24 protein-coding genes are annotated in these 19867 nt (G+C 71.6%); 2 read left to right on the top strand and 22 right to left on the bottom strand.

Going from position 1 to position 19867, the window contains the following annotated elements:
- Positions 1 to 23 precede the first annotated feature (23 nt).
- Both MYK68_RS05880 and guaB read right to left on the bottom strand, forming a co-directional pair.
- Positions 24 to 1166 (bottom strand): GuaB3 family IMP dehydrogenase-related protein, encoded by a 1143-nt coding sequence (locus MYK68_RS05880; RefSeq protein ID WP_247866906.1) that lies wholly within the window; start codon positions 1164 to 1166, stop codon positions 24 to 26.
- Positions 1167 to 1194: 28 nt separating this feature from the next.
- Positions 1195 to 2706 (bottom strand): IMP dehydrogenase, encoded by a 1512-nt coding sequence (gene guaB, locus MYK68_RS05875; RefSeq protein WP_247866904.1) that lies wholly within the window; start codon positions 2704 to 2706, stop codon positions 1195 to 1197.
- A 55-nt stretch (positions 2707 to 2761) separates the two neighbouring features.
- Between guaB and MYK68_RS05870 the strand changes: the two genes are divergently transcribed.
- The gene (locus MYK68_RS05870; protein WP_247866903.1) at positions 2762 to 3154 is read left to right on the top strand and encodes a DUF5319 domain-containing protein; all 393 of its coding nucleotides are present in this window, start codon (positions 2762 to 2764) and stop codon (positions 3152 to 3154) included.
- Positions 3155 to 3164: 10 nt separating this feature from the next.
- Here the strand turns inward: MYK68_RS05870 and MYK68_RS05865 are convergent, their stop codons facing one another.
- From MYK68_RS05865 to MYK68_RS05855, 3 genes are all read right to left on the bottom strand, one after another.
- Complete coding sequence (locus tag MYK68_RS05865) at positions 3165 to 3959, bottom strand: anti-sigma-D factor RsdA (protein WP_247866901.1); 795 nt, start codon at positions 3957 to 3959, stop codon at positions 3165 to 3167.
- Positions 3956 to 4528 carry a sigma-70 family RNA polymerase sigma factor gene (locus MYK68_RS05860; RefSeq protein WP_247866899.1) on the bottom strand — a complete coding sequence of 191 codons (573 nt, stop codon included), beginning with the start codon at positions 4526 to 4528 and terminating at the stop codon, positions 3956 to 3958. Before MYK68_RS05860 ends, MYK68_RS05865 begins: the two co-directional genes overlap by 4 nt.
- Before the next feature lie 88 nt (positions 4529 to 4616).
- Positions 4617 to 5378, bottom strand: coding sequence for a hypothetical protein (locus MYK68_RS05855; protein ID WP_247866897.1), 762 nt, complete (start codon positions 5376 to 5378; stop codon positions 4617 to 4619).
- Positions 5379 to 5635: 257 nt separating this feature from the next.
- Between MYK68_RS05855 and MYK68_RS05850 the strand changes: the two genes are divergently transcribed.
- Positions 5636 to 5947, top strand: coding sequence for a WhiB family transcriptional regulator (locus tag MYK68_RS05850; protein WP_247866895.1), 312 nt, complete (start codon positions 5636 to 5638; stop codon positions 5945 to 5947).
- A gap of 38 nt (positions 5948 to 5985) precedes the next feature.
- On the opposite strand, the gene groES is transcribed toward MYK68_RS05850, so the two are convergent.
- From groES to rplM, 17 genes are all read right to left on the bottom strand, one after another.
- Entirely contained in the window at positions 5986 to 6285 is a 300-nt protein-coding gene (gene groES, locus MYK68_RS05845) for a co-chaperone GroES (RefSeq protein WP_247866893.1), read from the bottom strand.
- Positions 6286 to 6440: 155 nt separating this feature from the next.
- Positions 6441 to 7469: a tRNA (adenosine(37)-N6)-threonylcarbamoyltransferase complex transferase subunit TsaD gene (gene tsaD, locus MYK68_RS05840; RefSeq protein ID WP_247866889.1), complete on the bottom strand. Its 1029-nt coding sequence runs from the start codon at positions 7467 to 7469 to the stop codon at positions 6441 to 6443.
- Positions 7466 to 7942, bottom strand: coding sequence for a ribosomal protein S18-alanine N-acetyltransferase (gene rimI / locus MYK68_RS05835; protein ID WP_247866887.1), 477 nt, complete (start codon positions 7940 to 7942; stop codon positions 7466 to 7468). Before rimI ends, tsaD begins: the two co-directional genes overlap by 4 nt.
- Entirely contained in the window at positions 7939 to 8595 is a 657-nt protein-coding gene (gene tsaB, locus MYK68_RS05830) for a tRNA (adenosine(37)-N6)-threonylcarbamoyltransferase complex dimerization subunit type 1 TsaB (protein ID WP_247866886.1), read from the bottom strand. Before tsaB ends, rimI begins: the two co-directional genes overlap by 4 nt.
- Positions 8588 to 9055, bottom strand: coding sequence for a tRNA (adenosine(37)-N6)-threonylcarbamoyltransferase complex ATPase subunit type 1 TsaE (tsaE, locus tag MYK68_RS05825; RefSeq protein WP_247866884.1), 468 nt, complete (start codon positions 9053 to 9055; stop codon positions 8588 to 8590). Before tsaE ends, tsaB begins: the two co-directional genes overlap by 8 nt.
- On the bottom strand, positions 9042 to 10214 hold the full coding sequence (locus MYK68_RS05820; protein ID WP_502798302.1) for an alpha/beta fold hydrolase: 1173 nt from the start codon (positions 10212 to 10214) through the stop codon (positions 9042 to 9044). The genes tsaE and MYK68_RS05820 overlap by 14 nt, the downstream gene beginning before the upstream one ends.
- Positions 10211 to 11356 (bottom strand): alanine racemase, encoded by a 1146-nt coding sequence (gene alr / locus MYK68_RS05815; RefSeq protein ID WP_247866876.1) that lies wholly within the window; start codon positions 11354 to 11356, stop codon positions 10211 to 10213. Before alr ends, MYK68_RS05820 begins: the two co-directional genes overlap by 4 nt.
- Positions 11353 to 12780, bottom strand: a complete 1428-nt coding sequence (locus tag MYK68_RS05810) for an NAD(P)H-hydrate dehydratase (RefSeq protein ID WP_247866874.1) — start codon at positions 12778 to 12780, stop codon at positions 11353 to 11355. Before MYK68_RS05810 ends, alr begins: the two co-directional genes overlap by 4 nt.
- Positions 12781 to 12782: 2 nt before the next feature.
- A complete protein-coding gene (glmS, locus tag MYK68_RS05805; RefSeq protein WP_247866872.1) occupies positions 12783 to 14645 on the bottom strand; it encodes a glutamine--fructose-6-phosphate transaminase (isomerizing) in 1863 nt (620 codons plus the stop codon).
- Positions 14646 to 14656: 11 nt separating this feature from the next.
- Entirely contained in the window at positions 14657 to 15613 is a 957-nt protein-coding gene (locus MYK68_RS05800) for a dienelactone hydrolase family protein (protein ID WP_247866870.1), read from the bottom strand.
- 163 nt (positions 15614 to 15776) lie between these two features.
- Positions 15777 to 16337 (bottom strand): hypothetical protein, encoded by a 561-nt coding sequence (locus tag MYK68_RS05795; protein WP_247866869.1) that lies wholly within the window; start codon positions 16335 to 16337, stop codon positions 15777 to 15779.
- A complete protein-coding gene (locus MYK68_RS05790; RefSeq protein ID WP_247866864.1) occupies positions 16324 to 16629 on the bottom strand; it encodes a hypothetical protein in 306 nt (101 codons plus the stop codon). The genes MYK68_RS05795 and MYK68_RS05790 overlap by 14 nt, the downstream gene beginning before the upstream one ends.
- A gap of 53 nt (positions 16630 to 16682) precedes the next feature.
- Positions 16683 to 17009: a hypothetical protein gene (locus MYK68_RS05785; RefSeq protein ID WP_247866863.1), complete on the bottom strand. Its 327-nt coding sequence runs from the start codon at positions 17007 to 17009 to the stop codon at positions 16683 to 16685.
- Positions 17010 to 17054: 45 nt separating this feature from the next.
- The gene (locus MYK68_RS05780) at positions 17055 to 17360 is read right to left on the bottom strand and encodes a helix-turn-helix domain-containing protein (RefSeq protein WP_247866862.1); all 306 of its coding nucleotides are present in this window, start codon (positions 17358 to 17360) and stop codon (positions 17055 to 17057) included.
- A gap of 209 nt (positions 17361 to 17569) precedes the next feature.
- On the bottom strand, positions 17570 to 18898 hold the full coding sequence (gene glmM, locus MYK68_RS05775) for a phosphoglucosamine mutase (RefSeq protein ID WP_247866860.1): 1329 nt from the start codon (positions 18896 to 18898) through the stop codon (positions 17570 to 17572).
- A gap of 2 nt (positions 18899 to 18900) precedes the next feature.
- The gene (gene rpsI / locus MYK68_RS05770) at positions 18901 to 19419 is read right to left on the bottom strand and encodes a 30S ribosomal protein S9 (RefSeq protein WP_247866858.1); all 519 of its coding nucleotides are present in this window, start codon (positions 19417 to 19419) and stop codon (positions 18901 to 18903) included.
- A complete protein-coding gene (gene rplM, locus MYK68_RS05765) occupies positions 19416 to 19859 on the bottom strand; it encodes a 50S ribosomal protein L13 (RefSeq protein ID WP_247866856.1) in 444 nt (147 codons plus the stop codon). The genes rpsI and rplM overlap by 4 nt, the downstream gene beginning before the upstream one ends.
- Between the last annotated feature and the right edge of the window lie 8 nt (positions 19860 to 19867).

The raw sequence follows: 19867 nt of genomic DNA, 5'->3' as shown, positions 1-19867 counted from the left end.
GTCCACGCGGTCAGTTTAGGCCCCTAGCCCCGAACGGACAGGCCCACCTTCTGAAATTCCTTCAGATCCGCGTATCCGGCCTTCGCCATCGACCGGCGCAGCGCGCCGATCAGGTTGAGCAGGCCGTCGGGGTCGTCGGACGGTCCGGTCAGGATGCGCTCGAAACTCGCCCGCGTCTCCTCCTCGGCCACCTGCAGCAGCGCGCCGCGCGGGGTGTCCGGGTGAGCGGCGGCGGACGGCCAGTACCAGCCCCGGCCCGGGGCCTCCGCGCCGGCCGCCAGCGGCGTGCCGAGGGAGACCGCGTCGGCGCCGCAGGCGATGGCCTTGGCGACGTCGCCGGAGGTGTGCAGATCACCGTCGGCGATCACGTGCACGTAGCGTCCGCCGGTCTCGTCCAGGTAGTCGCGGCGCGCGGCGGCGGCGTCGGCGATCGCGGTCGCCATGGCGACGCCGATGCCGAGCACCTCGTTGGTGGTGGTGGCGCCCTCCGCCGAGCCGTAGCCGACGATCACGCCGGCCGCACCGGTCCGCATCAGGTGCAGCGCGGTGCGGTGATCCTGCACGCCACCGGCGATCACCGGGATGTCGAGGTCGGCGATGAAGGTCTTCAGATTGAGCGGTTCGCCCTCGGCCTTCGCGACATGCTCCGCGGAGATGATGGTGCCGTGCACCACCAGGATCTCCAGCCCGGCCTCCAGCAGCGCGGGCGTCAGCTCGGGCGCGTGCTGCGGGCTCACCCGGACCGCGGTGGTCACACCGGCCGCGCGGACCTCCGCCACGGCGGCGGCCAGCAGCGCGGGCTTCACCGGCGCGGCGTGCAGCTCCTGCAGGAACCGCACCGCGGCCGACGGATCCGGATCGCCGTCGGCGATCTCGATCAGCTGGGCGAGCTTGCCCTCGACGTCCTCGTGCCGGGCCCACAGGCCCTCACCGTTCAGGACGCCGAGCGCGCCGAGCCGGCCGAGTTCGATCACCGATGCCGGGGAGCCGATCGCGTCGGTCGGGTGGTTCAGGATCGGCGTCTCGAAGCGGTACGCGTCGATCTGCCAGGCCGTGGAGACATCCTTGGACGACCGGGTGCGCCGGGACGGCACGATCGAGATGTCTTCGAGTTCATAGGTCCGGCGGGCCGTCCGGCCCATACCGAATTCGACGAGGTCACGCACCAGGGCGCCTTTCTGCGAAGGAGAAGGTTCAGCGGGTGTAGTAGTTCGGGGCTTCGGCGGTCAGCGTGATGTCGTGCGGGTGCGACTCCTTGAGTCCGGCCGCGGTGATCTGCACGAACTGCGCCTGCTGAAGCTCACCGATGGTCGACGCCCCGGTGTATCCCATCGCGGCGCGCAGCCCGCCCACCAGCTGGTGGATCACCTGCGACAGCGGGCCCCGGAACGGCACCCGGCCCTCGATGCCCTCGGGCACCAGCTTGTCCTCGGCGAGCACGTCGTCCTGGAAGTAGCGGTCCTTCGAGTACGACTTGCCCTGGCCGCGGCCCTGCATGGCGCCCAGCGAACCCATGCCGCGGTAGCTCTTGAACTGCTTGCCGTTGACCAGGATCAGCTCACCCGGCGACTCGGCGGTACCGGCCAGCAGCGAGCCCAGCATCGCGGTCGACGCCCCGGCCGCGAGCGCCTTGGCGACGTCGCCCGAATACTGCAGCCCGCCGTCGGCCACCACCGGGATCCCGGCGGCCGACGCGGCCGCGCACGCCTCCAGGATCGCGGTGATCTGCGGGGCGCCCACGCCGGCGACCACGCGCGTGGTGCAGATGGAGCCCGGCCCGACGCCGACCTTCACCGCATCCACGCCGGCGTCGATCAGTGCCTGCGCACCGTCGCGGGTGGCGACGTTGCCGCCGATCAGCTGGACGCGTCCGCCGAATTCGGCCTTGAGCTTGGCGATCATGTCGAGCACGCCGCGCGAATGACCGTGCGCGCTGTCGACGACCAGCACGTCGACGCCGGCATCGGCGAGCGCCATGGCCCGGTTCCAGGCCTCGTCGCCGGCACCGACCGCGGCGCCGACCAGCAGGCGGCCGTCGGCGTCCTTGGTGGCGTTCGGGTGCTGCTCGGTCTTGACGAAGTCCTTGACGGTGATCAGGCCGGTCAGCTTGCCCGCGCCGTCGACGATCGGCAGCTTCTCGATCTTGTGCCGCCGCAGCAGCCCGAGCGCAGCCTCGGCGGAGACGCCTTCCTGCGCGGTGATCAGCGGCGCCGGGGTCATCACCTCGGACACCGGCCGGGACTGGTCGTGCTCGAAGCGCATGTCCCGGTTGGTGATGATGCCGACCAGGTCGCCGCGATCATCGACGACCGGCAGCCCGGAGATCCGGTACTTGCCGCACATGGCGTCGACCTCGGCGAGGGTGTTGTCCGGGCGGCAGGTCACCGGATCGGTCACCATGCCGGCCTCCGACCGCTTGACCGTCTCGACCGACGACGCCTGCGCCTCGATCGACAGATTGCGGTGCAGCACGCCCATGCCACCGGCGCGCGCCATGGCGATGGCCATCCGCGACTCGGTCACCGTGTCCATCGCCGAGCTGACCAGAGGCACACGGAGGGTGATCTCCCGGGTCAGCCTCGACGAGGTGTCGACGGCGTTGGGAACGACGTCGGATGCGGCCGGAAGCAGCAGCACGTCGTCGAAGGTCAGGCCGAGCATCGCGACCTTGTTCGGATCATCTCCACCAGTGCGTACGGGCGTCATCGTTCCATCGTATCGGCCGAGGCGGCCACCGACCCGATCGGCTACGGTGGAGGACGTGCATGACCACTTCCCTCCCGGAATGCCGCCGGACCCGTTCGCGGACGACCCGAGCGATCCCGCCGCAGCTCTGGACGCGATGGAACCCGGTGTGCCCCTGGATGATCAGGAGCGCGAGGCGGTCCGCGAGGATCTGGCCGACCTCGACGTGTACGAACGGCTGCTCGCCCCGCGCGGGATCCGCGGTCTCGTGGTGATCTGCGAGGATTGTCGGGAAGATCACTTCCACGACTGGGACATGCTGCGCGCCAGCCTGCATCAGCTGCTCGCCGACGGCTCGGTCCGTCCGCATGAGCCGGCCCTCGATCCGCGCCCCGAGGACTACGTGACCTGGGATTACTGCCGCGGATTCGCCGACGCCCACGGCATCTTCGGCGAACGCCGGCGCTGACGCCGGGCGGTTATTCGGCCGGAACCGCGCTCTCCGGAATCGAACTCGACGGCGGCGACGCGGACGCGCTGGTGCTCGACGACGGCGACGCGGACGAGGACGGCGAGGACGACGGCGGCTTGGTCGGGGTCACCGGCACGGTCACCGAGGTGGTCGGCGAACCGCTCACCTCCGACGGCAACGTGGTCGGATCCACCGGCGTGGTCGCGCTCGTCGACGACGCCGAGGTCACCGGCTTGTCGTCGGACAGCAGGCGCTGAATCCACTGCTGCATCCGCTCGCGGGTGGCCTTGTCGTGGACCGGCTTGAGGTCCTCTTGCGCCTTCCGGACCAGCACGGTGGCCCCGGTGGTGTCGCCCGCGGCCATCGCGACCTCGGCGCGCTCCAGCGTGTTCTGGACGTCGACGGTGGCCTGGGTCTGCTTGGCGGACTCGGCGAAGACGACCTTCTTGACGTTCCACAGCGGGTCACCCGGCTGCGAGTTCTCCGACAGCACCAGCAGGCCGGCGGCCGCCACCGCGGTGATCGCGGCGGCGCCGGAGATCAGGCGCAGGTGGCGGGCGGTGGCGCGGCGCTTGCGTTCGGCCTCGGCGACGGCGATCGCCTGCTCGACGTCGGGCAGCCGGGGTTCCACCGGGATCGGCTCGGCGAGGGTCTCGGTGCGCCACGCGAACAGCAGCGCTCCCAGCCGCTGCTCGGCGGGATCGGGATCGGGCAGCGCCCGGCCCTCGATGAGGGCGTTCAGGAAGTCGTCGTCGTGGTGGACGGCGTTCAGGTCGACGGGCGACTCGTCCTCGTGCTTCACCACTCACCTCCCGGTCGTATCTGCTTCTTGAGCTTCGCGAGCGCGCGATGCTGCGCGACGCGCACCGCGCCGGCGCTGCTGCCGACCATCTCGGCGGTCTCCTCCGCGGACAGCCCGACCACCAGGCGCAGCACGAGGATCTCGCGCTGCTTCTCCGGCAGGGTCTCCAGGAGCGCGGCCATCCGGCGGCTCGCATCGTTGTCGAGAGCTCGTTGTTCGGGGCCGCGGGAGACGTCGACCGATTCGGGGACGGCGTCGGTGGGGTCGGCTTTGACGCGTGCCGCCGAGCGCATCGCGTCGGCGACCTTGTGCGAGGCGATGCCGTAGACGAAGGCCATGAACGGGCGACCCTGGTCTTGGTACCGGGGCACCGCCGTCATCACCGCCATGAGCACCTCCTGCGCGACGTCGTCAGCCGAGAACAGGTGCCGTTCGCCGGCACCCATGCGTGCCCGGCAGTAGCGGAGAACGGGTTCTCGCACACTTTCGAGCACTGAGCTCAGCGCCACGCGGTCCCCGCTCACCGCTTCCCGGACCTTCTGGTCCAGCGCCTCACCTGTCAGTTTCATCGTCACACTGTGCTCGAAGTGTTACATCGCTGTGCCGAGTCCGGTCCCCGGTGGAGGCGGGACGGGTTCGGCGGATCACCGGTCCACCTTATCGACCGTGGCGCTCGCCGGGCCGAAGGGGCGCGAGCGGCATGCCGCGGCGGGCCAGTACGCTGCGCAGTTCGGCGGCGGACGCCGCGTACTCCCCGGTACCGGGGTCGACGCCCGCGAGGAGCGTCGCGGCCGCCCAGCGCAGCGGGAGCAGACCCAGTTCCCCCGCCCGGTCGTAGGCGGCCCGCCCGCCCCGCACCGCCGCCTCGGTGTCGCCGGTCGCGGTTGCGACGGCCGCGGCGATCAGTCCGGTCTTGAGGCCGTGGCGCGGCGAGTCGAGCGCCTCGGCGAGGTCGGCCGACCGGGCCGCCGCCGCGCGGGCGACGGTCAGGTCTCCGGAGTAGAGGCCCCATTCGCTGCGCACCCACGATAGCCGCAGCGCGGTGCGCGCGTCGGCGCGGCAGGCGGCGGCCCGGTCGAGGAGGCGGCGGGACGCGGCGAAGTCGCCGATCCCCAGGTTGTCCGCGGCCAGCCCGACGAGCCCGTCCATCCACGCCGCGGAGAGCCATTCGTCGTCGCTGTCGGCGCCGGCGACGGCGAGCGCGCAGGCCCGGCCGTCCCCGGCCCGGGCCGCGGCGTGTCCCCCGGACTGCCGGATCAGCGAGGCACGGGTGCTGTGGGCGAGGGAGACCACCGCCGTGGACGTCCGCGGATCGGCGACCAGCGCCGCCAGGGCGGTGCGGGCGGCCGCCGCCCACCCCTGCGCGCCGAGTTCGACGGCCCGCTGCCACTGCGTGAGTCCGGCGTGCTCCCCGGTCATCGTCCTCTTCTCGTCGGATTTCGTGCGGCGTAACAATCGGTGACCACTCGTCGCTTCTCGTGACATCGGGTCCACGTCATGTTTACCCGGTGTTACCGCGAGACGGCGAAACGCCAGGAGCCGCACCACCCGTTAACCTGACCGCAAAATTGCTGCTCACAGACCCTGTCGCGGCTGTTTGACTCGCCGGATTCGGCCACCCTAGCGTGAGCGATGCGAGCGCGGATGCGCACGCGGAATGAGGAGAGGAAAGAGCCGTGACCATCACCGCAGACCGCCTGCCCGGCCCCAACGCCGATTTCTGGGACTGGCAGCGCGAGGGTGGCTGCCGGGGCCTGGACTCGTCGGTGTTCTTCCACCCCGAGGGCGAGCGCGGGCACGCACGACTGCAGCGCGAACGTCGTGCCAAGCAGATCTGCGCCGCGTGCCCGGTGATCGCGCAGTGCCGCTCCCACGCCCTGTCCGTCGACGAGATCTACGGCATCTGGGGCGGCCTGTCCGAGCATGAGCGGCACCTGATCCGCCGCCGCCGGCCCAGCCACGGAATGAAGAACACCCCGGCGGCCTGACGGCCGTCCGGGGTGTTCTCGGGTTCTTGCGTCTGCGATCAGCCGACGACCGCGAGGATGTCGCGCGCCGACAGGATCAGGTAGGCCTCGCCACCGTAGGTGATCTCGGTGCCGCCGTACTTGCTGTAGATGACGGTGTCACCCTCGCTGACGTCCAGCGGGATCCGCTTGTCGCCGTCCTCGTCCCAGCGGCCGGGGCCCACAGCGATGACCTTGCCCTCCTGGGGCTTCTCCTTGGCCGAGTCCGGAATGACCAGACCCGAAGCGGTGGTGGTCTCAGCCTCGACGGCCTGAATAAGGATCTTGTCCTCAAGCGGCTTGATGTTCACGCCTGCCACGATGTCAGTCCTTTGCGTTCGTGATGGGGGTTGTCGGCTCGGATCGGTGCCGCGTCGTCGCGGGTGCCGCGGCGGTGAACCTCTGCCATCTGGCACTCTACCCATGCGAGTGCCAGCACTCAACCCTTGGGTCCGCTAAGACGCGATGAGTTCGCTCAGAGCTTGCTGATCTGCACCGACATCCCGGGATCGGTCGCCACGTTCAGCGACGACGCCGGGGCGCCGCCGCCGATCACGTGCGCACCCAGCGTCGCCACCATGACGCCGTTGTCGGTGCACAGCCGCGGCTTCGGGACGCGCAGCCGCACCCCCGCGGCATCGGCGCGCTCCTGCGCGAGGGACCGGATCCGGGAATTGGCGGTGGCCCCGCCGCCGAGCACCAGGGTGTCGACGCCGCGTTCGGCGACCGCACGCATCGCCTTGGCGGTCAGCACGTCGGCCACCGCCTCCTGGAACGACGCCGCCACGTCGGGCACGCTGACCTCGCGACCGGCCCGCACCTCACCCTCCACGTAGCGCGCGACGGCCGTCTTGAGGCCGCTGAACGAGAAGTCGTACGGAGCGTCGCGGGGACCGGTCAGACCGCGCGGGAACTTGATGGCCGCCGGATCGCCGTCGCGGGCCAGCTCATCGATCACCGGCCCGCCGGGATAGCCGAGGTCGAGCAGCCGCGCGACCTTGTCGAAGGCCTCCCCGGCCGCGTCGTCGATGGTGGTGCCGAGTTCGTCGATCGGCCGGTCCAGGGCCTCGATGCCGAGCAGATGGGTGTGGCCGCCGGAGACCAGCAAGGCCACCGAGGGCGGCATCGGGCCGTGTTCCAGGGTGTCGACGGCGACGTGGCCGCCGAGGTGGTTCACCGCGTACAGCGGCACATCCCAGGCCAGCGCGTACGCCTTGGCGGCGGCGACGCCGACCAGCAGGGCGCCCGCCAGCCCGGGGCCGATGGTCACCGCGATGGCATCCGGCCGGTCGATCCCGGCGGCCTCGCGGGCGCGGGTCATGGTCGGCACCATGGCCTCCAGGTGCGCGCGGGAGGCCACCTCGGGGACCACGCCGCCGTAGCGGGCGTGCTCGTCCTGGCTGGAGGCCACCTCGTCGGCCAGCAGCGTCGCCGATTCGCCGTCCCAGGAGACGATCCCGACGCCCGTCTCGTCGCACGAGCTCTCGATACCCATCACGATCACGGTGACGCTGTCCCCTCGTCGGCCGGGCGCACCATGGTGTAGGCATCGGCGCCGGACGGCTGATAGTAGTTGCGCCGGACCCCGGCGACGGTGAAACCGACGCTCTCGTACAGCCCGATGGCCAGCGTGTTGTCGGTACGCACCTCCAGGAATACCGGCGCGCCCGCGGCATCGGCAACCGCCAGCATCGCCGACATCAGCGCCCGGCCGCCGCCGGTGCCCTGGAACTCCGGTGCGACGGCGATGGTGTGCACCTCGCATTCCTGCCCGCCGGGCGGCCCGAGGAGGCTGATCCCGGCGTAGCCGGCGACCGGCCCGCCGGGCTCGGCGCGGAGCGCGAAGTAGCGGTTGTGCGCCGCGGCGAGTTCACTCACGAAGCCCGGGAGCGGCCAGGGCGAGTCGCCGGCGAACAGCACGGTCTCCAATTCGGCGCAGCGCGGCAGGTCGCGCGGGGTGAGGGCGTCGACGATCACGGCAGCAACGACTTGCGGCGCTGGTCCTTCAGTTCCACCGCATCCGGCCGCCGCAGGTACAGCGGCGTGAGCGGCCCGGGAGCGGTGAGATCCGCGGCGGCCACCAGCGAGGCCGGCGTCGGGACGGTCACGGCCGAGACCGGCAGCCCGTACCGGTCGGTGAAGCCGGGGGTCCCGGCGACGACGGCCGCCTCCCCCACGACGACGGCATCGGGTGCGCTCACCTGCGGGCCGTCGATCCGCTGCCCGCCCCGGTACCGGGCCCAGTAGGCCTCGCGACGCCGGGCGTCGGTCACCACCAGCACGTCGGCGGACTCACCGGCCGCCCCGGCGATCGCGTCCAGGGTGCACACCCCGTACACGCCGATGCCCAGGGCGTCCGCGTACGCGGCGGCGGTCGCCATGCCCACGCGCAGACCGGTGAACGGGCCCGGCCCGCAGCCGACGACCACCCCGTCCAGATCCGCGCCCGTGACGCCGGCATCGGCCAGCACGTCGCGCATCAGGGTGGTGAGGACCTCGGCGTGGCGGCGGTGGTCGTCCACGACCCGTTCGGCGAGGGTGCGCGGACCGGCGTCGCCGAGTTCCACCAGCCCCACCACCACCGTCGGAGTGGCGGTGTCCAGGGCCAGGATCAGCCGCGGGTCACTCATGGCTCACCCATTCCCATTCCGCGGTGCGCACGTCGGAGTCGTCCGCGCGCCGCAGCCGCACCGTCAGATACTCGTCGACCAGCCGTTCGGCCACGCCCTCACCCCATTCGACGACGACCACCGAATCGGTGAGATCGGTGTCCAGATCGAGGGCGTCGAGATCGTCGAGCCCGCCGAGGCGGTAGGCGTCGACGTGGATCAGGCCGGGGCCGCCGCCCTCGCCGGGCGCGTGCTGGCGCGCGATGATGAACGTCGGCGAACTGACCCGCCCGCGCACGCCGAGCCCGGCGGCCAGGCCGCGGGTCAGCGCGGTCTTGCCCGCACCGAGCGGCCCGTCGAGGATCACCAGATCCCCCGCCCGCAGGATCCGCGCGAGGTCGGCGCCGAGCGCCTCGGTGTCCGCGACCTCCGGCAGCTCGCGCCGCCCGGCGGCGCCGCGGACCGGATCAGACGCTCCCATCACGCCCCCAGTACCACCGCATCTTGGGCCGGTTCAGGGCGATCCGGGATCGCTGGACCAGCCCGTCGATACCGTCGTTGACCAGGTCGGGGTGCTCCATCGGCAGCATGTGGCCGCAGCCCTCCCCGATCAGCAGCCGCGAGTCGTCACCCAGTTCGGAGTACATGCGCAGCGAATTCGGCAGCGGGGTCAGCCGATCGATGTCGCCGCACATCACCACCGACGGCACCTGCGCGAGCACCGGCAGCGCGGTCGACTCGTCGTGGCTCTCCAGGGCGTGCAGAAAGTTCACCATCGTCGAGATGGGGGTGTTCTGGATCATCGACTCCACGGCGTGACCGGCCGACGGACTGTAGAAGTCGGGACCGAAGCTGGCGGCGATCAGCACCGGTTCCACGGCCTGACGGGTGACGCCGCGCCCGGCCTGCACCAGGCGCGGGAAATACCGGACGGAGACGCGCAGCGCGTCGACGACCGGATTGTTGAGGCCCTCACCGAGACCGGCCTCGGTGATGCCGCGCGCGGCGGTCGAGATCAGTGCGACACCGGAGACGCGTCCCTTGTAGCCGAAGAGTTCGGGATGGCTCCGGGCCAGCGCCATGATCGTCATGCCGCCCATCGAATGCCCCACCAGCACCACCGGGCCGGTCGGTGCGACGGCCCGGATCACCGCCGCGAGGTCGTCCCCGAGCTGCGGGACCGACGAGCTCGCGGCCGAGGCCGGGTCGCTGCGGCCGTGTCCGCGCTGGTCGTAGAAGACCATCCGGATCCGCCGGTCGGCCCACCGCTCGGCGAGGCCGTAGCGCTGGAAATGCCACGACGCCATCCGCAGCGTGAAGCCGTGGACGAAGATCACCGTCAGTTCCGGTGAGCGCTCGGGGTCGTCGCCGGTCAGATGCGTGCGCACCGCGAGACCGACGCCGTCGTCGGCGATGACGGTCGACGACTCGTCGGTGTAGATGCGCTTGAAATCGACGCCGGTGTTCGGGTCGACCGCGGTGCCGCTCTTCTTGCGGCGCCGGGAGCGCCGGACGTTGCCGCCCAGGGTCGCGCCCAGCGAACCGACGTCCCGCAGGCCCGACGCCCAGCCCGGGCGCCGCTGCTCGGGCACGTGGACCGCCGGCCGGGCGGGTCCCGGCTCCTGCTGTTGCTCGCTCACTGCGCCTCCCCCGCCGCGCCGCGGTAGCTGCGCACGGCACGTCCGCGGATACCGGTGACGATCTCGTAGTCGATGGTGCCGATGGCATCGGCCCAGTCGGTGGCCGTCGGGAGCGACGGCTCACCGGGGCCGGTCGCGCCGAACAGGACGGCCCGGTCGCCTTCGGTCACGCCGCCGCCGTCGGGTCCCAGGTCCACCACCAGCTGATCCATGCAGACCCGGCCGACACCGGGGAATCGTCGCCCGTTGATCGAGACCTCGAAACGCCCGGACAGCAGCCGTGGCACGCCGTCGGCGTAACCCGCGGGCAGGACCGCGATCGTCGTGTCGCGCGGCGCCACCCACCGGTGGCCGTACGACACCCCCTGCCCGGCCGGGATGTTCTTGACCAGGGCGACCTGGGCGGAGAGCGTCATCGCCGGGATCAGGCCGAAGTCGCCGAGCTCCGGGATCGGCGAGTAGCCGTAGACGGCGATGCCGGGGCGGACCAGGTCGCGGGCCAGGTCGGGCCGGGTGAGCGCGGCCGGCGAGTTGGCGATGTGCACCACGTCGGGTGCCGCACCGAGCCGGCGCAGATCGGCGACGGCCGCGTCGAGACGGTCGGCCTGCCGCGTGTTCATCGGGTGGTCGGGCTCGTCACCGAAGGCGAGATGGCACATCGCGGCGCGCAGCCGGACGGCGCCCTCGGCCTGCGCGGCGGCGACCTCGCGCGCGGTCTGCTCCCATTCGCCGGGCGCGATACCGCTGCGGCCGAGCCCGGTGTCGACCTTGACGGTCACCGTCGCGGTGGTGCCGAGTTCACGGGCCGCGGCGACCACGGCGGCCAGCTGCCGCGGCGACGACACCGCGAGGTCGACGCCGGCGGCGATCCCGGCCGCGAAATCGGTGTCGGGGGTGTGCAGCCACGACGTGAGGTGCGCGTCGATCCCGTCCGCGCGCAGGGCCAGGGCTTCGGTCAGATGCGCGACGCCCAGTTCGGCGGCACCCGCGGCGAGCGCGGCCCGGGCGACCGGTGTCGCGCCGTGGCCGTAGCCGTCGGCCTTGACCACGGCGATCAGCGGCACGCCGGCGCGTTCGGTGATCACCCCGACGTTGTGGGCGATCGCCGACAGGTCGACGGACGCCTCCAGTGCCGGTCTCACGACGCGCCTCCCGAGGCACGGAGCACGCGGATGGCCTCCGGCACCGTGTCCGCCAGTGCGGAAGCGCCGATCGGCGCGCCGCGGGCGGCGAGTCGTGCGGCCGTCGCGTGCGCGCGGGCCGCCGCCGCTCCGGCGAGTCGCGGCGGCAGGCCCGCGGCGAGCAGTGCCCCGGCGATCCCGGAGAGCACGTCGCCCGCTCCGGCGGTCGCCGCCCACGACGAGCCCGCGTCGTTGCCGAGCACCCGGCCGTCCGGATCCGCGATCAGCGTGATCCGGCCCTTGAGCAGCACGGTGACGCCCAGGCGCCCGGCGAGGTCGCGGACCGCCGCCAGCCGGTCGTCGCCGGGCGGATGCCCGGCGAGCCGGGCGAACTCACCGGCGTGCGGGGTCAGCAGGGTCGGCGCGGTGCGGCCGTCGAGCAGATCGAGCCGGCGGGCCAGCACGGTCAGTCCGTCGGCGTCGACCAGCACCGGAACATCGGTGCCGAGCACCTGCTCGACGAGTCGTTCGGCGTGCGCGCCGGTGCCCAGGCCCGGTCCGATCACCCAGGCCTGCACGGTGCCCGCGTCGGCGAGTTCGCGCACGGCGACCACCTCGGGCCGGTGCGCGACCACCTCGGGTGCGGCCGTGCCGACGAAGCGGGTCATGCCGGAGGTCGCGGCCACCGCGCCGCTGGTGGAGAGCACCGCGGCCCCGGGATAGGCGTCCGAACCGGCCAGGATCCCCACCACACCCTGCGTGTACTTGTCGTCGTGCGGCCCGGGCACCGGCCACAGCGCGCCGGTCTCGGCGTCGGTGAGGGCCGCCACCTCCGGGTCGGGCGTCGTCAGGCCGATGTCGATCACCTCGACGCGGCCGCACTCGGGTGCGGCGAGCAGGTGGGCGAGGCGCCGTTCGCCGAAGGTGACGCAGACGTCGGCGCGCACCGACGGGTGATGCACCACGCCGGTGTCGGGATCGATCCCGGACGGCAGGTCGACGGCCAGCACCGGGACCCCGGAGACGGCCGCGAACGCCTCCGCGGCGGCCGGGCGCAGCGGGCCACGGCCGCCGAGTCCGACGACGGCGTCGATCACCAGATCGGTGTCGGGACCGAGCCGGTCGACGATGTGCCCGCCCGCGCGCCGGAGCGCCGCGAGCCCAGCGGGGTGGGTGGAATCCGGGGCCAGCAGCACCGCGTCGACGGCGACGCCGCGGCCCGCCAGGCGCGCGCCCGCGTAGAGCGCGTCACCGCCGTTGTTACCCGCGCCGATCACCAGGCCGACGCGCCGTCCGTAGGTCTGTCCGTACCGCCCGCGCAGCTCACGCAACGCGACCGCGGCGACCCCCGTGGCAGCCCGGCTCATCAGGACACCGCTGGTCAGGAGATCCCCGGTGGCCTCTTCGGCGGCGCGGATCCGATCGGCGGAGTAGTAGCCGAGCACGGCTATTCGACCGTCACCGATTTCGCGAGGTTACGCGGCTTGTCGACGTCGTAGCCTCGCTCCTGCGCCACGGTCGCGGCGAAGACCTGCAGCGGCACGGTGGAGACCAGCGGCTGCAGCAGCGTCGGCGTGTGCGGGATCGGGATCAAGTGGTCGGCGACCGACGCGGCGATCTCGTCGCCGGGCTCGGCGAGGATGATGGTCCGCGCGCCGCGGGCCTGGATCTCCCGGACGTTGCTGATCATCTTCGAGTGCAGCACCGGGCGGCCCTCCGGCGAGGGCATCACGACCATCACCGGCAGGCCGTCGTCGATCAGGGCGATCGGCCCGTGCTTGAGTTCGCCGGCGGCGAAGCCCTCGGCGTGGATGTAGGCCAGTTCCTTGAGCTTGAGCGCGCCTTCGAGGGCCACCGGGTAGCCGACGTGGCGGCCGAGGAACAGGACGGTGTCGGCGGCGGCGTACTCGCGGGCGAGGGCGCGGACCGGCTCCATCTGCTCCAGCACGGTCTCCACCGCGGCGGGCGCGGCCTCCAGGGCACGGAACTCGGCGACCACCTCGTCCGGGTATTTGGTGCCGACGGCCTGCGCGAGGGCCAGGCCCACCATGTAGGCGGCGGCGATCTGGGCAAGGAAGCACTTGGTGGACGCGACACCGATCTCCGGGCCGGCGTGCGTGTAGAGCACCGCGTCGGATTCGCGCGGGATCTGCGCGCCGTTGGTGTTGCAGATCGCCAGGACCCGGGCCTTCTGCTCCTTGGCGTGCCGGACGGCTTCCAGGGTGTCGGCGGTCTCGCCGGACTGGCTGATGGCCACCACCAGCGTCGACCGGTCGAGGACCGGATCGCGGTAGCGGAATTCGCTGGCCAGCTCCACCTCGACGGGCAGGCGGGTCCAGTGCTCGATCGCGTACTTGGCGATCATCCCGGCGTGGTAGGCGGTGCCGCAGGCGACGACGAAGACCTTGTCGACGTCGCGCAGGTCCTGGTCGCTCAGGCGCTGCTCGTCGAGCACGATGCGCCCGTTCTCCAGGTGCCCGAGGAGGGTGTTCGCCAGCGCCTCGGGCTGCTCGGCGATCTCCTTGAGCATGAAGTACTCGTAGCCGCCCTTCTCGGCCGCCGCGAGATCCCAGTCGATGTGGAAGGGCTTGCCGCCGGTGGGGTTGCCGTCGAAGTCGGTGATGTCGAAGCTGTCGGCGGTGATCACCACCACCTCGTCCTGGCCGAGTTCGATGGCGTCACGGGTGTGCTCGATGAACGCCGTGACATCGGATGCGACGAACATCTCGCCCTTCCCGACACCGACCACGAGGGGGGTGGAGCGGCGGGCCGCGACGATCACGCCGGGATTGTCGGCGGACATGAAGACGACGGTGAAGGCGCCCTCCAGGCGGCGCAGCACCGCGTAGGCGCTGGCCACGAAGTCGCCGGCGTTCGCACCGGAGGTGTACTCGCGGCGCAGCAGGTGCACCGCCGTCTCGGTGTCGGTGTCGGAGGCGAATTCGACCCCGGCGTCTTCGAGTTCGGCCCGCAGCGGGGCGTAGTTCTCGATGATGCCGTTGTGCACGACGGCGAACTTCTCGTCGTCGCTGACGTGCGGGTGCGCGTTGCGGTCGGTCGGCTGTCCATGGGTGGCCCAGCGGGTGTGACCCATGCCGGTGGTGCCGCGCAGGGTGTCCGGGCCGACCTGAGTGATCAGCTCTTCCAGGTTTCCGAGGCGCCCGGCCTTCTTCTCCACCGTCAGGTGGCCGGCACCGTCGGCGACGGCCACGCCGGCCGAGTCGTAGCCGCGGTATTCCATCCGTCGCAATGCTTCGACGACGATGTCCAGAGCCTGGCGCTCCCCCACGTATCCGACGATTCCGCACATGGTCGTCGAGTTTACCTGGCGAGAGCGGCCGGGCCCTTCTTGCGCTTGCCGTCCTCGTCGTCGTCCGCCTTGTAGGCGGGAATGCCCAGCAGCTGGGAGACGTGGTCGACGTCCGCGCGGCGCGCGGTCGCCACGTCGACGGCCGTGACCGCGCCCATGTCGGCTTCCGGATCGGCGAAGGCGGCGTAGCGTTCGTCGCCGGTCAGGGTGTGCAGCAGATAGCCGGTGACCTGCGCACGAACCGCCGCGTGCACCTTCCGCTCGGCCCCGTTGATCCCGATCAGCGACTTGATCGACGGATTCTCCAGCAGCGCGCGGCCGTCCACCCCGGCGAGTGTGCGCAAGACCACGTCGCCGCCCAACGCCTTCGCGAGTGGCACCGCGTTGCCGATCATGGAATCCATCTCATCGGCCGCCGCGACGATCAGCGACGGTGCGGTCACCGAGGCGGCCGCGTCCAGCAGGCTCGATGTGGTCGGCGCCGGGAACAGGCCGATCACCGCCCGGACCGGGATCTGCGGCCGGCCGAGCAGCGCCTGCGATCCGGCGGCCCGGACCGCGGCGGCCGCACCGAAGCCGTGACCGGCGACCGCGATGCGCTCGGGGTCCACGCCGATCTGGCCGGGTGCGCCGAGCCGCACGCTCTGCAGCACGGTGAGCGCCGCGCGCAGATCGGTCGCGAGTTCCACGTCGGAGGCGAGCGGTCCCCGCTCCGAATCCGGCGCCGCGACCACGATGCCCCAGCTCGCGAGGTGGAACATCAGGTCGCGATAGTGGCGGCTGCCGCGCAGCCAGCTGTGCGCGAAGGCCACCCCCGGCAGATCCTTGCCGGTCCGCGGTGCGAACACCTGACCGGCCAGCCCGACGATGCCCAGGTCACCGCGATCGACCTTGTGCGGTCCACGGCGCGCCAGCTCCTTCATCAGCCGATCCGGCGGGGGCGCTATGACCTTCTTCTTTCCGGGCACGGTCCTACCCTATCCAGTGGCACGGCGACCATCAGGCGCGGCAGCGATTCCGTTTCGCGAAAACCGCCCCGACGCTCGTCGGTGACCCGCCGATACGTCCGGCGCGCCCGCGCCAGTCGATGCCGCGCCCGCGCCCCGATGGCCTCCAGTTCGGCGATGACGCTCACCGCTCACCCGCCAGGACCAGTTCGCCGTCCGATCCCCATTCGCCGCCGAGTGCGGCGATCGACTCGTCCACCGCGCGGGAGGTGGCCCGCCCCGCGGCTTCGGCCAGGTCGAGCCGTGCGGCGAGCTCGTCGCGCACCGCCGCCGGACCGGTCCCGGCCGCGACGGGTCCGGTCACCTGTTCCATGGTGCTGCGGTAGTCGGCGAACACCTCGCCGAGGATCTCGTGCGCGGTGCTCACCGTCCGCGCGTACCGGCCGACCGCCTCCGCGGTGGGCAGCAGATCGGCGGCCAGCCGCGCCGCCGCGTGCTGCGCGGCCAGCGCGCCCGTGCCGGTCCAGCCGAGCGGCGTCTCGGCCACGACGGCGTCGAGCCTGGTCAACGAGTCGTCGAGCACCGCGGACTGGGTGCGCAGGGCCTGCGCCGTCGCCCCGAAAGCATCGAGGTCGAAGTCGCGGAGCGCGCGATGCGGGGCGGCCACCTCGTCGTCGTCGAACGCGACCGCACCGCGGTCACGCCACAGCCGCAGGAGTGCCAGGAACGCCTCAATCGGATTCACCGGAGGCCCCCGCGGCCGGTAGCGGCGTATCCGTCTCGGTGACGGTGGCGGCCTGCACGGCGGTGGTCAACGCGATCACCGCGAGCGACCGGCCCGCGGCGCCGATCCGCGCGGAGAGCTCGTCGAGGCGCCGCTCGAGCGTCCCCGCCACCTCCCGGTGCGCCGGCGTCCGCGCCCAGTCGAGCGGCGGTCTCAATCGCTGCGCACAGCCGTCGAGCGCATCGGCGATCGCGAATTGCCGGGCGACGAGCAGATCCAGCGCGGCGGCGTCGAGCCGCAGTTCGGTCCCCATACAGAATTAGACGCACCAGGCCCCCGTCCGGTTCCACTTCTTCCGAAAACGGTTCAGGCGACCTGCACCCGCTCACGGGCGACGGTGAACTTCTCCCATACCCCGGTTGGACCGCCGGCCGCATGCACCGCAGCTCGAACCGCGGCCAGGCCTCTGCGCGCGGCGCGCTCATCATCGTCGTCGTCGTCGTCGTCGAGTGTGATCGCCAGTGAGATGAGGCGCTCGGCCACCGTCATGCCGACGTCGCCGTCGAGAGGTCCGTGGTCATCGGAACCGATATCGGCGACAGCATCGGCAAGCGCGTCGAACACAGACTGCAGTTGTTTCACGTCTGTGTCCAGGTGTACGACGAGCCCCACCTCCACCAGGTGGTGATTCACAACTACTCCTCCCGGCACTACACGCCGGACCGGCGCAAGAGCATCTCAGGCGATCTGCCCCCGGTCGTCGCCCCTCGCGTACTCGATCACGAGGTCGCCGTCGACGGCCGCGACATATTTCCGGAGAGTACTCACCTTCGAGTTGTCGAGGTCCCCGCTCTCGATCTTCGACACCTGCCGCTGCGACACGCCGATCCGCTCGGCGACATCGGCTTGCGTGAGTCCCGCCGCCTCACGCAGTTCCCGGAGACGATAGGCCCGCACCTCCCCCAGCATCCGGCGCTTGTGCTGCTCGACACGATCCCGATTCACCGGGTGGTCGGCAATGAACTCCTGTAGCGACTTCGACATGCGAGTCACCGCCCCTTCATGTTCCGCAGGTGCTGACTTAGACGCACCAGCCCTCGCGCCGGATCCCCGACACGCCCCAGAAAGCAGCGGATCGGTACAGAAGCAGCGCGTCGGTGCACAGGCAGCGCTCGCGACCGCTGCTTGCGCACCGATCCGCTGCCACGTTCGTCGGTACCCGGATTCTTCCGCGGTACCTGTCGTCCGTGCCGTCAGACCGCGGCGACGACCTCGGCGACGCGTTCGGCGATGGCCTGCGCGTCGTCGGCGGTGGTGGCCTCCACCATCACCCGGACCAGCTGCTCGGTCCCCGACGGGCGCAGCAGGATACGACCGGCACCGTGAAGTTCCGTCTCGGCGGCGGCGACCGCGGCCTCGACCGACTCCGCGGCGGCGACGGCGTGCTTGTCGCTGACCGGGACGTTGATCAGTACCTGCGGGAGCACGGTCATCACCGCGGCCAGATCGGCCAGCCGACGACCGGTCTCGGCGACCCGGCGGGCCAGCAGGAGGCCGGTGAGGACACCGTCGCCGGTGGTCCCCGCCGACGGGATCACGATGTGCCCGGACTGCTCGCCGCCGAGGGCGTAGCCACCGGCGCGCAGTTCCTCGAGCACATAGCGGTCGCCCACGCCGGTCACCTTGACGTCCACCCCGGCCGCCGTCATGGCCAGGTGCAGGCCGAGATTGCTCATCACGGTCGCCACCAGCACGTCGTCGGTCAGTTCCCCGCGCTCGTGCATCGCCAGGGCGAGGATCGCCATGATCTGGTCGCCGTCGACCACGGCGCCGGTCGAATCGACCGCGAGGCAGCGGTCGGCGTCACCGTCGTGCCCGAGGCCGAGGTCGGCGCCGTGCTCCAGGACAGCGCGCTGCAGATCGCCCAGGTGGGTGGAGCCGCAGTCCTTGTTGATGTTGAGTCCGTCCGGCGCGGCATGGATGGCGATCACCCGTGCCCCGGCGGCCTCGTACGCGCGCGGGCCGACGTGCGCGGCGGCGCCGTTGGCGCAGTCGACCACGACGGTCAGACCGTCGAGGTGCGTGCCGCCGTGCGCGGCGAGATGGTCGAGGTAGCGCGTCACCGCGTCGGGGGCGTCGACCAGCCGGCCGACTCCCGCGCCGACCGGGCGAGGCTGCTCACCGGCCATGGCGGCCTCGATGGCGTCCTCGGTGGCGTCGTCGAGCTTATGCCCGCCGGCGCCGAAGAACTTGATGCCGTTGTCGGGCATCGGATTGTGGGAGGCGGAGATCATCACGCCGAAGTCCGCCGCGTAGTCGGCGGTGAGGAAGGCGACCGCAGGGGTCGGCACCACGCCGACGCGGATCGCGTCCGCACCCGCGGCGGCCAGACCGGCGCACAGCGCGGCTTCCAGGAGTTCCCCCGAGGCGCGGGGGTCGCGGCCCACGACGACGCGGGGCCGCGTCTGAGCATCTGCACCGAGAACGCGAACGGCGGCCGAGGCCAGGGCCAGCGCCAGCTCTGCAGTGAGCTGGTCGTTGGCCCGGCCCCGGACGCCGTCGGTGCCGAACAGTCGCGCCAAAATCAGCGCTTGCTGTACTGCGAAGCCTTGCGGGCCTTCTTCAGGCCGTACTTCTTCCGCTCCACGGCGCGATCGTCGCGGGTCAGGAAGCCGGCCTTCTTCAGGGCCGGACGGTCCTCCGGGCTGACCTCGATCAGCGCACGGGCGATCGCCAGGCGCAGCGCGCCGGCCTGGCCCGAGGGGCCGCCGCCGACCAGCTTGGCCTGGATGTCGAAGACGTCGGGACGCTCGACGGTGACCAGCGGAGCCTTGATCAGCTGCTGGTGCACCTTGTTCGGGAAGTAGTCCTCCAGGGTGCGGCCGTTGAGCTTGAACTCACCGGTGCCCGGCAGCAGCCGGACGCGCACGATGGCCTCCTTGCGGCGGCCGACGGTCTGGATCGGGCGATCGATGACGACCGGGCCGCGCGAGACGACCTCGGCGACCTCGACGTCAGCCGACTCGGTGGTGTAGCCGCCGTCTTCCAGGACGACCTCGTCGAGAGCGACCTCGACGTCGTTGTTCACGTTCTCGTTGGTCACTGGGAAACCTGCTTGATCTCGAAGGGAACGGGGCGCTGGGCCGCGTGCGGGTGGTTCGGGCCGGCGTAGACCTTCAGCTTCGAGGCGATCTCGGCGCCGAGCTTGTTCTTCGGGAGCATGCCCTTGACGGCCTTCTCCACGAGACGGTCGGGACGGGTCGCCAGAACCTCACCGACGGTGCGGGACTTCAGGCCGCCCGGGTGACCCGAGTGGTGGTAGATCTTCTTGTCGGTGGCCTTGTTGCCGCTGATCGCGACCTTCTCGGCGTTGATGATGATGACGTAGTCGCCGCCGTCGACGTTCGGGGCGAAGGTCGGCTTGTGCTTCCCGCGCAGCAGGTTCGCGGCCTGCACGGAGAGGCGGCCGAGCACCACGTCGGTGGCATCGATGACGTGCCACGTGCGCGTGACGTCACCGGCCTTCGGGGTGTAGGTAGGCACAGTAGTCC

This window comes from Gordonia sp. PP30 (genome assembly GCF_023100845.1).
In the GTDB taxonomy this organism is placed as follows: Bacteria; Actinomycetota; Actinomycetes; order Mycobacteriales; family Mycobacteriaceae; genus Gordonia.
This window is presented reverse-complemented; position numbering and strand designations above follow the sequence as displayed.

Coding starts and splice junctions, on each gene's coding strand:
- tsaE (WP_247866884.1), bottom strand. CDS start 9,055: ATGGGAGCGTCTGATCCGGTCCGCGGCGCCGCCGGGCGGCGCGAGCTG.
- MYK68_RS05855 (WP_247866897.1), bottom strand. CDS start 5,378: ATGACCGGGGAGCACGCCGGACTCACGCAGTGGCAGCGGGCCGTCGAA.
- guaB (WP_247866904.1), bottom strand. CDS start 2,706: ATGACGCCCGTACGCACTGGTGGAGATGATCCGAACAAGGTCGCGATG.
- MYK68_RS05860 (WP_247866899.1), bottom strand. CDS start 4,528: ATGAAACTGACAGGTGAGGCGCTGGACCAGAAGGTCCGGGAAGCGGTG.
- MYK68_RS05780 (WP_247866862.1), bottom strand. CDS start 17,360: ATGTCGAAGTCGCTACAGGAGTTCATTGCCGACCACCCGGTGAATCGG.
- glmS (WP_247866872.1), bottom strand. CDS start 14,645: ATGTGCGGAATCGTCGGATACGTGGGGGAGCGCCAGGCTCTGGACATC.
- MYK68_RS05790 (WP_247866864.1), bottom strand. CDS start 16,629: ATGGGGACCGAACTGCGGCTCGACGCCGCCGCGCTGGATCTGCTCGTC.
- tsaB (WP_247866886.1), bottom strand. CDS start 8,595: ATGAGTGACCCGCGGCTGATCCTGGCCCTGGACACCGCCACTCCGACG.